Source organism: Cloacibacterium sp. DMC96, from assembly GCF_056313765.1.
On the sequence record NZ_JBQUZQ010000002.1, the window covers coordinates 14739 to 30723 of the forward strand.

General features: G+C 32.9%; 11 protein-coding genes. 3 read left to right on the forward strand and 8 right to left on the reverse strand.

Going from position 1 to position 15985, the window contains the following annotated elements; genetic code table 11:
• Positions 1 to 30: 30 nt before the first annotated feature.
• From ACT53I_RS08860 to ACT53I_RS08895, 8 genes are all read right to left on the reverse strand, one after another.
• A complete protein-coding gene (locus tag ACT53I_RS08860; RefSeq protein WP_476079396.1) occupies positions 31 to 915 on the reverse strand; it encodes a LamG-like jellyroll fold domain-containing protein in 885 nt (294 codons plus the stop codon).
• A 98-nt stretch (positions 916 to 1013) separates the two neighbouring features.
• Complete coding sequence (locus ACT53I_RS08865) at positions 1014 to 2480, reverse strand: RagB/SusD family nutrient uptake outer membrane protein (protein ID WP_476079397.1); 1467 nt, start codon at positions 2478 to 2480, stop codon at positions 1014 to 1016.
• A gap of 12 nt (positions 2481 to 2492) precedes the next feature.
• On the reverse strand, positions 2493 to 5273 hold the full coding sequence (locus ACT53I_RS08870) for a SusC/RagA family TonB-linked outer membrane protein (protein WP_476079398.1): 2781 nt from the start codon (positions 5271 to 5273) through the stop codon (positions 2493 to 2495).
• 203 nt (positions 5274 to 5476) lie between these two features.
• Positions 5477 to 7276 (reverse strand): discoidin domain-containing protein, encoded by a 1800-nt coding sequence (locus ACT53I_RS08875; RefSeq protein WP_476079399.1) that lies wholly within the window; start codon positions 7274 to 7276, stop codon positions 5477 to 5479.
• A 10-nt stretch (positions 7277 to 7286) separates the two neighbouring features.
• On the reverse strand, positions 7287 to 9623 hold the full coding sequence (gene bglX, locus ACT53I_RS08880) for a beta-glucosidase BglX (RefSeq protein ID WP_476079400.1): 2337 nt from the start codon (positions 9621 to 9623) through the stop codon (positions 7287 to 7289).
• Positions 9624 to 9714: 91 nt separating this feature from the next.
• Positions 9715 to 12000 (reverse strand): NADP-dependent malic enzyme, encoded by a 2286-nt coding sequence (locus ACT53I_RS08885; RefSeq protein ID WP_476079401.1) that lies wholly within the window; start codon positions 11998 to 12000, stop codon positions 9715 to 9717.
• Between the two features lie 61 nt (positions 12001 to 12061).
• Positions 12062 to 12925, reverse strand: coding sequence for a BadF/BadG/BcrA/BcrD ATPase family protein (locus ACT53I_RS08890; RefSeq protein ID WP_461376980.1), 864 nt, complete (start codon positions 12923 to 12925; stop codon positions 12062 to 12064).
• 39 nt (positions 12926 to 12964) lie between these two features.
• Entirely contained in the window at positions 12965 to 13219 is a 255-nt protein-coding gene (locus ACT53I_RS08895; RefSeq protein WP_104793981.1) for a hypothetical protein, read from the reverse strand.
• Positions 13220 to 13436: 217 nt separating this feature from the next.
• Between ACT53I_RS08895 and ACT53I_RS08900 the strand changes: the two genes are divergently transcribed.
• The 3 genes from ACT53I_RS08900 (at position 13437) to ACT53I_RS08910 (ending at position 15985) form a co-directional block, all read left to right on the forward strand.
• Entirely contained in the window at positions 13437 to 13895 is a 459-nt protein-coding gene (locus tag ACT53I_RS08900) for a GtrA family protein (RefSeq protein WP_371462638.1), read from the forward strand.
• A 4-nt stretch (positions 13896 to 13899) separates the two neighbouring features.
• Entirely contained in the window at positions 13900 to 14622 is a 723-nt protein-coding gene (locus ACT53I_RS08905; RefSeq protein WP_476079402.1) for a lysophospholipid acyltransferase family protein, read from the forward strand.
• A 91-nt stretch (positions 14623 to 14713) separates the two neighbouring features.
• Positions 14714 to 15985, forward strand: coding sequence for an MFS transporter (locus tag ACT53I_RS08910; RefSeq protein ID WP_213189870.1), 1272 nt, complete (start codon positions 14714 to 14716; stop codon positions 15983 to 15985).

Below are 15985 nucleotides of genomic sequence, written 5' to 3' on the forward strand. Positions count from 1 at the left end.
AGCCATCATAAAGATGGCTCAAAATTATTATTATCTATTGTTCTTTTCGAGCTGATACAATGATGAAACTTCATTAGGTTTTAATGCCGCTTTATATATTCTAAACTCATCTAATTGACCAGCGAAGCTTGTTGCCCAATCTTCTTGACCACCTCCATTTTGAGAAGGCACGGTTTCAAATTGGTGATTTCCTATGACTATTTTTCCATTTGTACCTACCATTTGGAAAACTCCATAGCCAGGTGCATTGTTTACATTATCAATACTTCCAGGATTATCTGCAAACCAAGGAGCAGAGCCAATAAGTCCATTTGCAGGTGCATAAGCAAAGCCATTAAGATTACTAGCAGGTTCACCATTTAAATAACAACTTACTTTACTAGTAGTAGAGTCATATGTCATTGTAACATGGATCCATTTATTTTTTTGCCCATCTATATTCATAATAACACTTTGACCTCTCCAAACTACTGCACTTCTACCATTTTCAACTCCCAGTTTTAATCTTATTCTATCTGGGAAAGCTGTATCTGGGTTTTCAATAAATAAATTAATACCTCCCCAGAATTCAGTTGGTCTTACTATTGTAAAAATACCTTGCGCTCCTTTTCCTTGACCAGGCGTACTGGGAGAAACTGTATTTGCTGATTTCATCCAAAATGAAATAGTAAAATTATTGAGTGCTGTAATTGCTGAATTAGCATTAGCAACTGCATATCTTAATTGAGTTGCTGACCCATCATAAGCTTTACCTTTAGCGCCTACTGCATAAGCCACATTATTTGGTACTGCTCCTGTTATATTATTTCTTGAATCAGAAAGATTATCTTCAAAACTAAACTTAGCAACTAAATCACCTGAAGCTATTTCATCTGAATTTTCATAACCTCCAATTGCTGGATATGGAATAGGCAAGTTTTCTTTATCTATACTATCTTCGCAACTAAACAAAAAAGCACTAAGAATAAAAAGTGAACTTATTTTAAGTTTTTTCATAATAATTAAATTAAAGATTAATAACCTGGATTTTGTTGAGACAACCCTTTTGATTCATTGATAAAAGATTGAGGAATAGGATAAACCTCATGCTTGCCAACTACAAAAGTTTTTCCATTAGCAGCCATAGCAGCTTGAGCTTGACCTGTTCTAATAATATCATACCATCTGTCATGCTCAAAAGCCAATTCTAGTCTTCTTTCTTTGTAAATAGCTGTTCTTAAATCTGCTTGAGTTGTAGCGGTGGTATTCGCTAAGCCCGCTCTGTTTCTCACTTGGTTAAGGAATGGAGCAGCGGCACTTGTTTGGTTAAGTTCATTTAAAGCTTCTGCTTTCATAAGCAGAACTTCTGCATATCTTAAATATCTAATATTAGCGTCTGAATCATCATTACCAGAGAAATTAGAAGAATACGCTTTGTAGTTATAATAAGGATTCTCTACTGTAGCAGGAACTACTCTTCCATCATAAAGGGTAGAATTTCTAAAAATGATGGTTGCATCTCTTCTTTCAGTATCACCTTGTTCATTAAAAGCGTCTACTAATCCTTGAGAAGGAGTACTAAATCCCCAACCCCAGCCTCCAGCTCCACGAGCTCCTTGGGTCTGAGAATATTGTTGTATTCCTGGTTTACCTATACCGCCTTGTCCTTGAATTTCAAAAATAGATTCAGCATTGTTTTCTCCTGTAATTTTATAAATTTCTTGGAAATCTGGAGTTAATGAATACCCAGTAACCATATTACAGTTGTCTATAACTTGTTGCCATTTCTTTTGGTATAAAGAAACTTTTGCTAATAGAGCATAAGCTGCTCCTTTAGAAGCTCTACCTACGTTTGCTCCAGTATAAGCAGATTTTTCTGGTAATGCATTAATAGCGTCTCTTAAGTCTTTTTCTATAAATGCATAGACTTCTTCTTTTGATTTTCTTGTTAGTTGCATTACTCTATCATCTTCATTTCCTGGTACTGGGACATGATCTACAATAGGAACTCCTCCATAAGTTCTTACCAACGTAAAATAAGTAAATGCTCTAAGAAACTTAGCTTCTCCAATTAATCTATCTCTTAGTGCTGCATCTGCGTTATTTAACTGAGGTATAAAAAATAGTGCCTGATTACATCTATTTACGATTTGGTAATTAGCTTTGAAAACTTCTTCTATAGAACCTCCAGTTGGAGTAAAATTAAGTGCGTCTAATAAATTTTTATCGCCACCTGTATCTCCTGGAGAAGAGCCTTTATCTGCTTCATCACTTGCAATACTTGTGATACCAATCCATGAGAATGAACTTACATTCCAATCTAAAAATTTAGCATAAATTGTAGTTACGAATCCTTCAGCTCCAGCGTTATTATTATATAAGGATAAATCTTCTGCTGAAATTGACTGAGTAGGTTTTACATCAAGATAATCATTACTGCAACTTTGTGAAGACAAAGTAAAAAGCAGAATAGATGATAATAATATTATTTTTTTGTTCATGATTTCAAATTTTTAAAATTTAATATTAACTCCAAATACAAATGATCTCAAAGTAGGATAAGCATCTAGTTCTACTCCTGTTAAATCATATGGATTTCCGTTTGCATTAAGCTCTGGACTAAATCCAGAAAATTTTTGGATAATTATAGGGTTAATAGCACTTACATAAAGTCTAACATTTGAAAGATAATCTACAGTTTTACTTAATGTATAACCTAATGTAATGTTATTTACTCTAAAGAAATCTCCTGATTCTAAATAATAATCAGACGCAATTGGAACCGCATTAAAAGGTGCTGGGTTTACAGAATCTGTATTGGTAGCAGTCCAAAAATCATTAGCCACACTATATTCTATGTTTTCTCCAGAGAACCTTTGAGCTTTTTTACCATTATAAACTTTAGCGCCAAATGTTCCATATCCATTGGCTGAAAAATCTACATTTTTATATTTCAAGCCTATATTAACACCAAATGTAGACTTAGGAATATATGAGCCCATAAATTTTCTATCATCCAAGTCATTTGCTCCAGTTTTGCCGTCACCATCTACATCTACATAGGTAAAATTACCATTGGCATCTTTTCCTGAAACTTCCCATAACCAGAAACTTCCTAAAGGTTGATTAACTGCCAATTCTGAAAGCAATTTAGTATATTGTCCATTACCAAGACTACCTCCTCTGATTGGGTTAATTCCTGGCATTACCTTATTTAACTTGTTATCATTAAATGAATAATTACCACTAATACTATAAGTAAGATCCTGAGTTATTTTGTCATCCCAGCTTAATCCTAACTCAAAACCTTTATTTGTAACTTCACCTAAATGAGCATATCCATTATTTGAAATCCCTGAAGTCATGAGCGGAACAGAAGCTAGAATTATATTTTTAGTTACTCTATTATACAAATCTACAGAACCTTTTAATCTTCTATTTAATAATTCATAATCTAAACCAACTGTAGATTCTTCCGTAATTTCCCAAGAAAGATTTGGGTCATAAACTTGATCTATTGTATTACCACTTGAAGATGTTAAACCACCAAATGCATAATTATAAACATCTCCTGTGGCAAAAGGTAAAATATTTAATGGTACATTTTGGTTACCTAATCTACCCCATCCTCCTCTTAATTTTAAAAGGTTAATTACTGAATTATCTTTTAAGAAATTTTCTTCAGAGATGACCCAACCTAAACCAAATGCAGGGAAATTACCCCATTTATTACCTTCTGTAAATTGAGAAGATCCATCTCTTCTAATTGTTGCAGAAAATAAATATTTATTCATTAATTTATATTGAGCTCTAGCAAAGTAAGAATTTGTCCTATTATCATTGAAATTTTTACTATTTATAGTAACAATTTGACTTTGATAATTTTGTCCATCTAAATCCCAATAATTACTATTAGCAATCATGTTTTTTCTCTGCATATAGAAGTAATTATCTCCACTTCTTTCAGAAACTTCCATACCTACTGTTGCTTCAATATCATGTATTCCTATTCTTTTATTATAGGTTACAAAATTAGTTAACAACCAATTAAAATAATCAGTTTTAGAATTGCTTAAAAGATTAATAGGATCTGTTGCAAGATAATTAGAAGGTAATCTTGTAGGATCAGCTGCTAGCCAAATTGCTTTAGAATCTGCATAGTTGTAACTTTTAAAATTATAATATTCTCCATTAAATTGAGAAGTAAATTTTAAATTTTTAACGATATTCATATCTAATTTAATACCTCCTTGCATCAAAACTGATTTCTGTTTTTCATTAAAGAAATTTAACTGTGCAAGTGGATTGCCAACGTTATTAAATGATGAACCTGTAGGAGATGCAAATCCATTAGCACCTACAAAAGACACTCCATATTTTCCGTCTGGATAATATAAAGGAACTATAGGAGATTGTTTGTAAGCAGTAGTAAATGTCCCTAGAGGTTTAGGAGTAACATTATTAAATGCGATGCTGAAGTTTTGTGAAACAGTTATTCCTTTAGAGATTTTAAACTCATTATTAGTTCTTACCGTAGCTCTATTAAAGTCTGTTCCTTTCAATATTGCCTTTTCATCATAATTACTTAAACTTAAGAAATATTTTGCGTTTTCTGATGCACCTGATAAAGAAACATTGTGCTGATTGTAAGTACCTACTCTAGTTATTGCATCAAACCAATCTGTATTAATTGGCTGATCTTGTGAAAATTTTGTACTTGATAAAGCTGTGTTAGTATAATATGAAAATAAATTACTACCAGCCATTTTAACTTTTTTCAAAGGCATTCTAGCTCCTGTAAATCCGTCATACTCTACAGTAATTTTTTTCCCTTTTCCGCTTTTAGTTGTTACAATGATTACACCATTAGCAGCTCTGTTCCCATAAATAGCCAATGCTGATGCATCTTTTAGAATATCATAAGATAAAATATCATTTGAATTGATATTGTTAATATTATCTACAAACATTCCATCTACTACATATAGAGGATTTCTACCACTTAATGCTGTTCCTAAACCTCTAATAATTACCGTAGGTGTAGACCCTGGTAAATCTGAAGCAACAACTGTAACTCCAGAGGCTTTACCTTGAATAGCTTGAGTAGCATTAAGAACCTTTACCTTGGTTACATCTTCAGTGCTAAGTGAGCTTATGGAAGTAGTATTATCTACTTTTTTTCTACTACCATAACCAATCATCACTACCTCTTCTATTTGCTTTTCTTTAAGCGAATCTTTTGTTTGAGCGCTTAATTCTTGATATCCTGCAAATAAGTAAATTGCAGCTATCATACTAGTTAATTTCACAGTGTTTTTAACCATAACAATAATGAATTAAAATTTATTTTTTATTATCTTATTTTGAGACAAAACATAAAATCAAATGTACAATTTTATTTAATCCATAACATTTATTTTGTTAATTTTTTAAAAAAAATGTTAAAAATCATTAAAAAAGTAAATCTGAAGCCTTTATACAAGCTCTTTTTTATGAATTACTCAACTTTTGCAATTTCTGTTTTTTTTGAAATACCATTATTATTGAAGGCCTCTATCTGAAAATAATAGGTATCTGCAGCGTCCATCCCTGTAAAATAATAGTCATTCTTACCATAAACCATAATACTTCCGTACATCTTGTCTGGAGACTTTCCAAAGTAAATTACATAGCCATCTGCTAAGTTATTTTGCTTCCATTTTAGCCATGAACTTCTTCTCTCCCCTCCTTTTTCTTTTGGATTTCTCAGAACCACAAAATTTTCTACTTTTTGAGGTTTTTCACCACTTCCATTTCCGAAAACTCTTAATCCACTGATGGCAAATTTGCCAGTAGGCATTTTAATATTTTGAATTTTAAGATATCTTGCGGTAAATGGTTTTTCTATTTCTATATAATCGTGAGGTACATCTTTGGTGTTATTTGACTTATCTACCACTAATTTCCAGTTTTTTTCGTCATCCGAAGCGTAGATTTTATATTGATGAGATTTACCTAAAGTTTTACCTAAAAACTCAGCATCTTGGTCTGCAAAATTGATTTGAATAGCCTTCACTAAGGATTTTTCGCCTAAATCTGTTTGTATATATTCATTAGCGCCACCAGTTTTAGCACTCCAATACGTTTTAATATCTTCATCTACTGCAAAATTGGGTTGAAAACTTCCTAAAGTAGAAGAAACTTTAACAGGTTTATTGTAATTTAACAACATCCAACCTGTAAACAAACCTTTAATATGGTCTGCATTTTTATTTGGAAGATAAGTAGGATAATCTCCGTAAGCTGTATTACTGTACATCACATCATCTTGATCAAAACCAGCTGGCCAAATTCCAATCCTTCTTTCAAAATTATTTTTTTGGCTAATGACCATGGTAGAAACATGCCAATATTGTCCGAAATTATCTTGATAAGTAGCACCATGTCCAGCTCCTCTTGCAAAACCACCCGGTTTATATGAGAAAGGATTGTGTTTTTGATAAGAAAATCCTTCCAGCGGATTATTGCTCACATAAACTCCATCTGCGTAACCGCTAAACTCAGTTCCAGGAGCGCCATATTGCAGATAATACTTATTATTATGCTTAGTTACCCAAGCTCCTTCCATAAATGGTTTGAGGAAAGTATTATCATTATATTCTCCAAATCTTTCCCAACCGTGATCATCTGGATGCAAAGACATCAATGGTTTTACGTAACCTTCAGATTGCAATGTTTGTGTATTAATCTCAGTTCCTAGAAGTGGAAATTCATTGCTAGAGCCCCAATACAAGAAGAGTTTTTTCAAATCTTTATCATACAAAAAGGCGGGATCCCAAGCTCCTACTTTAAAATTATCTACCGCAATTTCCCATTCATCTTTTGTAGGATTTTTAGATTTCCAAATGGCAAAATTCGGTCCGTGTGTAGAACCTATTACATACAATTCATCGTTCATTTCGAAAACTGCAGGTGCACATAATTCATCATAAACTTGATGATTAACATCTAATTTATGGTCTACTTTACCAGCTTCTCTGTTTGGAAATTCGTTTTCGGGTTTTAAGAATTTTCTAGAAATAAAATTCCAGTTTAACATGTCTTCACTCCACCAATATCCCCATTGATTGGTACTAAAAAGGAAATATTTCCCTTTGAAATTAACAATTACTGGGTCTGCAGTTGCTCTATGTTTTCCTTGAGTTGCAAAATTAGGAATGGGAGTATATCCGTAATCTATATTAATAGGATTACAATAAGTTTTCTGCTGTGCCGAAAAGAACACAACAGAAAACAATGCGATGATAAAAGCTCTCATATTTTGAGATTTATTTATTCCAAGTGATTTTTTGAGAAACGGTCTTTTGAGAATCACCTCCTACAAAAATTTCAAATTCACCAGATTCCCAATCGTATTTTAGGTTATTATCATAGAATTTTAAATCTTCTGGAGTTACATTGAAGGTAACCGTTTTGGTTTCACCAACTTTTAAATACACTTTTTGGAAACCTTTTAATTCTTTTACTGGTCTTGTATTGCTACCTACCATGTCTCTGATGTATAATTGTACGATTTCTGCACCGTCGAATTTTCCAGAATTTTTCAATTCTACAGAAACTTTTAAAGTTTGATTTCCTTTTAAATTTTTAGAACTTACATTTAGATTATTGTAAGCAAACTGAGTGTAACTTAAACCATAACCGAAAGGATAAAGCGGAGTGTTACATTCGTCTAAATAATTAGAACGGAATTTATCAAATTGGCATTTTTCAGTAGATGATTGAGAAAGTGGTCTTCCTGTGTTTTTGTGATTGTAGAAAATAGGAACTTGACCTACACTTCTTGGGAACGTCATCGGTAATTTAGCTGAAGGATTTACTTTACCAAAAAGTACATCCGAAATTGCTAAACCAGCTTCTGATCCTGGGAACCAAACATTAAGAATAGCATCTGCTAATTCACTTTCTTCATTGATTTCCATAGCCCTACCAGCAAATAATACCAAAACAATTGGCTTACCTGTTTTTTTCAATTCTTTTAATAAATCTTTTTGAGCTTGTGGAACAGAAATATTGGTTCTAGAACTAGATTCACCGCTCATTTCAGCAGTTTCACCAATGGCAAGAAGAATTACATCTGCTTTATTAGCAACCTCAATTGCTTCTTTCAACATTTCTTCTTTGCTTCTGCTGTCTCTGTAAGTGTTTTTGCCAAACATAGCAGCATTTTGTTCGAAAGTTGCATCATAATCTATATTAGAACCTTTAGCATAAGTAAAATTCACAGAATTCCCAAAAGTCTTTTTAAGACCTGCTAAAAGTGAAATCGCTTCTTTATGTTTTGCGGCAACGCTCCAAGTTCCCGGCATGTTTTCAGCATTGTCTGCTAATGGCCCAATTACAGCGATATTTTTTTGAGATTTTAAAGGAAGAATTTCATTTGAGTTTTTCATTAAAACCATAGATTGTGCTGCAATATTTCTGGCAATATCTCTGTTTGCCTGACTGTAAACTTCATTTTTTGTTCTGTTTGCATCACAATATTTATATGGATCCTCAAAAAGTCCTAAATCATATTTTGCTTCAAGAATTCTTTTTACTGCTAAATCAATTTGTTTGATATTTACTTTTCCTTCTTGTACAGATTTTTTAAGGGTAGTAAGAAAACCTTCGCCTACCATATCCATATCTACACCAGCGTTCATTGCCAAAGCCGAAACTTGTTGTAAATCTCCCATTCCGTGGTCTATCATTTCATTAATACCAGTATAATCAGTCACCACGAAACCTTTGAATTTCCATTGATTTCTAAGAACTTCTGTCATCAACCATTTGTTTCCTGTTGCAGGAATTCCGTCTACTTCATTAAAAGAAGCCATCACAGAACCTACACCTGCATCTACAGCAGCTTTATATGGAGGAAAGTATTCATTATACATTCTTACGTGGCTCATGTCTACTGTATTATAATCTCTACCAGCTTCTGGAGCTCCATACAATGCAAAATGTTTTACACAAGCCATTATAGTATTATTCAGAGATAAATCTTTTCCTTGATATCCAAACACCATTGCTTTTGCCATTTCGGAACCTAAATAAGGATCTTCGCCAGCTCCTTCTGCTACTCTTCCCCATCTTGGATCTCTAGAAATATCTACCATTGGCGAGAAAGTCCAGTTAATACCACTTGCACTTGCTTCATTTGCTGCTACTCTTGCAGATTGCTGCACTAATTGAGTATCAAAAGAAGAAGCCAAACCTAGAGGAATAGGAAAATTGGTTTCATAACCATGAATTACATCCATCCCGAAAAGCAAAGGAATCTTTAAACGGCTTTTCTCTACGGCAATTTTTTGAACTTCTCTAATTTTTTCTACTCCTTTAATATTAAAGAGACCTCCTACTTTTCCTTCTTGAATTTTCTTTGCAATATCAGAACTTTGAGCTTGTCCCGTGGTTATATCACCAGCTCCGGGAAGATTAAGTTGACCTAGTTTTTCGTCTAATGTCATCTTTTTCAACAAAGAATTTACGAAAACAGACTTTTTAGATTGATACTCTTTTGTTTGGTAATTGTAGTACGGTTTATTTACAACTTCTTGAGAATGAGCGTAACCAGAAATTAATACTACTGCTAATAAGAATTTTGACTTTATGCTAAACATAATTTTAATTTTAAGGTTAAAGTTAGATAATTATTTTTGAGGAAAAAAAATTTTAACAATAAAAAAACCGAGAAAATTCTCGGTTTAAATATTATTGATTTTCGCGCATTTGAGCATCTAAAACGGCTATAGTTGCCAAGTTTACAATTTCATCTACACTTGCTCGCATTTGTAAAACGTGTACCGGTTGTTTCAGTCCTAATAAAATAGGTCCTACTACTTGTGCTACTTTCATTCCTCTTATAATTTTATAAGAAAGATTTGCACTTTCTAGATTTGGGAAGATAAAAGTATTGGCAGGAGTTTTTCCTAATTTTGAGAAAGGATAATCTTGAAGATGATCTGCACTCATCGCAAAATCTGGCTGAAACTCTCCATCTACAATCATATCTGGATATTTTTGATGTAGAATATTTACTGCTTTTGCTACTTTTTTAGACGTCTCAGAATTGGCCGAGAAATTTTCGTAAGAAAGCATAGCAATTCTTGGTTGAATAGCGAAAGATTTAATTGCATATTCAGCCATTTTTGCAATGTTAGCCATTTCTTCTGGTGTAGGATTTACATGGATAGAAGTATCAGCAAAGAAATAAGGTTTTTTATCTGATAAAATCATCATCATAGAAGCAATTTTATCTACTCCTTTTGCTTTTTCTATAATTTCTAAAACAGGTCTCAGAACAGTTCTGTAATTTTTAGAATATCCTACAATGAGCGCATCCGTGTCACCATGTTGCAACATGAGTGGCCCGAAATAATCTCTGTTTCTTACCAATCTTTTGGCAATATATTCATTAACCCCTTTTCTATTGCGAAGTCTCCAAAGCGTTTCTCTATATTTTTTACGATTTTCGTCTTGGTCATCATCCATAGGATCTACAATCGGAACGTCTAGATGAATTCCGAATTTTTCCATTTGTTCTTTGATGAATTTTTTCTCTCCTAATAAAATAGGATGAGCAATTCCTTCTTCATAAAGAATTTGTGCAGCTTTCAATACATTATATTCTTCAGCATTTCCTAGCGTAACACGTTTTGGGTTAGAACGCGCTCTGTTTTGCATCATTCTGATGAGTTTTTCATCTCTACCCATTCTATCTAGCAACTGATTTTCGTATTCTTCAAAATCGGCAATCGGTTTTCTAGAAATTCCACTTTCCATAGCCGCTTTTGCTACTGCAATGGAAACTTTGGTTAATAATCTATTATCAAATGGTTTCGGAATGAAGTATTCTCTACCAAATCCTATATTTTTAACATTATAAGCCAATTTCACCATTTCAGGAACCGGCTCTTTTGCTAATTCTGCGATTGCTTTTACAGCAGCCAATTTCATTTCTTCATTAATTCCAGTAGCTTGTACATCTAATGCACCTCTGAAAATATATGGGAAACCAAGAACGTTATTCACCTGATTAGGAAAATCACTTCTTCCCGTTGCCATAATAACATCTGGTCTGGTTGCGATAGCAAGATTATAGTCAATCTCTGGAGTAGGATTTGCCAAAGCAAAAACCACAGGATTTTCAGCCATTGAACTAAGCATTTTCGCAGTCATAACATCTCCTTTAGATAGACCAACAAAAACATCAGCCCCTTCTAAAGCTTGTTCCAATGTAGAAATATCTGTTTGTGCTATAAAATCTAATTTTTCTGGAGTAAGATTTTCTCTCTTATGATTAATTACTCCTTTAGAATCGCACATCAATACGTTTTCTTTTTTAAGACCTAGTGCAATGTATAATTTGGTACAAGCAATTGCAGCTGCCCCTGCTCCATTTACCACCATTTTCACCTCATCTATTTTTTTATCTGCCAATTCTAACGCATTAATTAATGCTGCTGCAGAAATAATGGCTGTTCCGTGTTGATCATCATGCATCAAAGGAATATTAAGCTCTTCTTTCAGTCTTTGTTCTATGTAGAAAGCTTCTGGCGCTTTGATATCTTCCAAATTGATTCCTCCAAAAGTGGGCGAAATTCCTTTAACAATTTCTATAAATTTGTCTGGATCTTTTTCGTTAATCTCAATATCAAAAACATTGATATCTGCAAAGATTTTAAACAATAATCCTTTCCCTTCCATTACTGGTTTAGAAGCTTCTGCACCGATATCTCCCAATCCTAAAACAGCAGTTCCATTTGAAATTACAGCTACTAAGTTTCCTTTGGTGGTATATTCATATATAGTAGAAGGATTTTTTTCGATTTCTAAACAAGGTTCTGCTACACCTGGTGAATAAGCTAAGGATAAATCTCTCTGTGAAGAGTGAGGTTTAGAAGGAATGACTTCTATTTTTCCTTTAGGTTCATTTCTGTGATAATCAAGCGCAGCGTTTCTAAATTGCTCTTGATCTCTATGCGTTTTATTTGACATAAATTTTTAAAAATTTAATTAAAAGTAAATTCTATATTAAAAAAAGAAGAGGAAATATTTTTTATTCCTCTTGATTGAAAATGTATTTTTTATGATACTCTACTAGGCTTTCTATAGGTCTTTGTACAATTTTCCCTACGGTAAGATTGAGTTCTGCGGCGGCAGATCTCAAAATATCTTCGTACACAAAAGCGATAGAACCAATAAAGTTAATCTCTGCTTCTCTGGCTTCTTCATAAGGAAGCACTTGATATTCAAAGAAATTTTTCATCTCATCAAATATCATATTTTGAAAATATGGATGTGATTTTTTGAGGACTACAAATTTATTAAATTCTGCGAGATAAGCATTAGCCCTAGGATTGTGATACATATTTCTAATGGCATCTTCTATCGTAAGATGATAAGTAGCCATAAAATCTTCGTGTAAATCTTTGGGCAATTTTTTCATGAAAAACCTGCGCAACAATTGTTTACCAAGCGCAGAACCACTTCCTTCGTCACCAATTAAGAATCCTAATGATGGCAAATCTCTCCTTACGGTTTCTCCATCAAAAAAACATGAATTAGAACCTGTTCCTAGAATACAAACAATTGCAGGTTTACCATTGTAAGCTGCATAAGCAGCAGCCGTCATATCTTCTTTTACAATCACTTTAGCATGTGGAAATGCTTTTTGTAAATTAACTTCTACCAAAGCCGCATTTTCTGGAGTTCCGCAACCAGAACCGTAAAAATAAATTTCTTTTAAATGTTCTTTCAGAAAATACAGATGCTGATTCTTCTCAATTTCTTGAGGAATCAAATCTGCATTAATAATATTTGGATTAAAACCGAGTGTTTCGGTCTTTTGAGAAATCTTACCAGAATGATCTAGAATTACCCAGTCACATTTTGTAGAACCACCGTCAACAATTGCAATCATACACAAACCGTTTAAATTGCTAAATTAGGAAAATCTTTTTTATTCTATGCTTTCCTCATCTTTTAGGTCTAGCCAATGATCTATTTCATCTTCTAAATAATGAGTCTGTAATTTAAGGGCAAACATAAAATCATCTGGCACAGAAGCTCTATCTCCAGTTTCTATGTCCCATATTTCGTCTGAGAGATTTTCGAATTCTGAGTAGATTCTTTTGAAGCGTGGATTATGCTCTTCTAAGTCCTTAATTTTTTCTTGCTTATACTGAAATTTTCTGTATGGTCTTGGGGTTTTCATACTTTTACTTTTTGATTTGGTGTGGTAAATATCAATGAACAATCTGGTGTCAAGACAAAAAAATCACTTTCATATATAATTGAAAATGAATTTTTTATCAGGTTTTGATGGCGTATTTTGTTATACTAAATTATATATTTTTTTGTTATAAAAAAATAATTAATGATAATTTATTAAACTTTAACATTTAAGTTTAAATTTGTAGTAAGAAAATTTTATGAAACAACTTTTATTAAAACAAAAGCAAGTTCTATTTTTTATTATTGCGGGAGGTTTAAGTGCGATCGTAGAAATTGGGAGTTTTAAATTATTCAGTGTTAATATCCCACGTTTTTATTCTAGTGAGACTAATTTTCACGGAATTCATTTTCCGTTGAGCAACATATTATCTACTACTTGTGGCATCGTTTTCAATTATTTTTTAAGCATTTGGTTTGTTTTCGAACGCGGGAAGCACTCTAAAAAAAGGGAATTTGCTTATTTTATGGTGATTTCTTTTTTCTCTACCATATTGAGTTTATTATTTTTCCAATTATTTTACAATACCATCTTTAGAGATAATCTAGACCTGATTATTTACACCTTCAGTCCACAGATTTTAAGTAAAATTGCCGCCATTGGATTGGTTTCTATCCTTAATTATTCGATCAAGAAAAACGTAATTTTTAATGGTTAAAAACATGAAAAGAGCACTTAATTATCTTTGGCGAGGCTGGATGGTTTTACTTGCCGGAATTCTACTTATTCTATTCTTTATTCCTGTCTATTTGCTCTCCATAAAAAAAGAACACTATAAATATGCTTACTTTTTCGTGAGACTTTGGTGTAAAGGTGTTTTTTACGGCATGGGATTCAGATATGAACTCATTAATAAGACCAACAAAAAAATTGACAGAAACCAACAATACGTTATTATTGCCAATCATACTTCGATTGTAGATATTTTTATTCCGGTTTTATTATTCCCTCATCATCCTATTTGTTTTGTTGGTAAAAAGGAATTGGTTAAAATTCCTATTTTCGGTACTATCTATAAAAGAATCTGTGTAATGGTAGACAGAAGTTCGCCCAAAAGCAGAGCAGAAGTCTATGAAAGATGCGCAGAACGTATGGAAGAAGGAGACAGCATTGTGATTTTTCCAGAAGGAGGCGTTCCAGATGACACGTCTGTCATTTTAGACAAATTTAAAGATGGAGCTTTTATTTTATCTAACAAACACCAGTCTCCACTTGCTGTTTTTACGATTGTAGGATTGAAAAAAATGTTTCCTTTTGACCATGGAAAAGGCTTTCCAGGAAAAATTAAAATTTATTTTAATGATATTTTAGAGCCAACAAAAAACATACAAGAATTGAAAGAAGTTTCACATAATCTTATTAAATTTACCCTTCAAAATAATTAAAATCACTATTGTATCATTTCGAGAAAATAGTAATATATTTGTTAGCATAATTTCTAAACAGGATTTATAAAAATAAATTAAAAACAAAAATATGGACACTAACCAAAACAAACAAAGCTATGCTTTACCGATTGCAATGATGTTTGCACTCTTTTTTATGATTGCCTTCGTTACAGGTTTACAAAATCCGATGGGAGTAATTGTAAAAAACCAATTTCAGGCAAGTAATTTACTTTCACAATTAGGTAATTTTGCCAATTTTCTCGCCTATGCTTTCATGGGGATTCCTGCAGGTCTAATGCTGCAAAAAATTGGTTATAAAAAAACTGCTCTTACTGCAATTTTGGTAGGTATTGCTGGTGTAGCAATTACTTTCTTCTCTGGTAAAATCGAAAGTTTTGCCGTTTATTTAATCGGAGCATTTGTAGGTGGTTTCTCTATGTGTATGCTAAATACTGTAGTAAACCCTATGCTGAATACTTTAGGTGGAGAAGGAAAAAGAGGTAACCAATTATTACAATTCGGTGGTACATTAAACTCTATGGGAGCTACTATCGTTCCAGTATTAGTAGGTTATTTAATGGGAGATGTAGCAAAAGCTACTATTTCAGATGCTAATCCAGCATTATTCTTAGCAATAGGAATTTTTGTTTTGGCATTTATCGTATTATATTCTATGAGCATTCCAGAGCCACACATTGTAGCAGAAAAAAGCACAGAAAAAAATACACACAGTCCATTATCATTCAGACACTTTGTATTAGGAGCGATTGCAATTTTCGTATATGTAGGTGTAGAAGTAGGAATCCCTAACATTGCTAATCTTTATATGACTGGCGATTTACAAATTAATGCTACCACTGCAGGAACTGTAGTAGGAACATATTGGTTCTTAATGTTAGTAGGAAGATTAACTGGAGGAGTTTTGGGTTCTAAATTTTCTAGTAAATCAATGTTAAGTTTCGCAGCAGTTCTAGGATTAGTATTTGTACTTTTAGCAATCTTCTTACCAAAAGACCAAATGGTAAGTATGCCTGTTTTCCAATCTGATATTTCTTTCGGATTAGCACAAGTTCCGGTAAGTATTATGCTATTGGTATTATGCGGATTATGTACTTCTGTAATGTGGGGAGGAATCTTTAACTTAGCTACAGAAGGATTAGGAAAATATACTGCAGCTGCATCTGGTATTTTCATGGTGATGGTTTGTGGTGGAGGAATTATCCCAGCAATCCAAGGTTATGCTGCTGATATCTTCGGATATGTACAGAGTTATTGGGTAGTAGTAATTGGTATTTCTTATATGCTATTCTATGCATTAGTAGGAAGCAAAAACGTAAACAAAGACATTAAAGTTGACTAA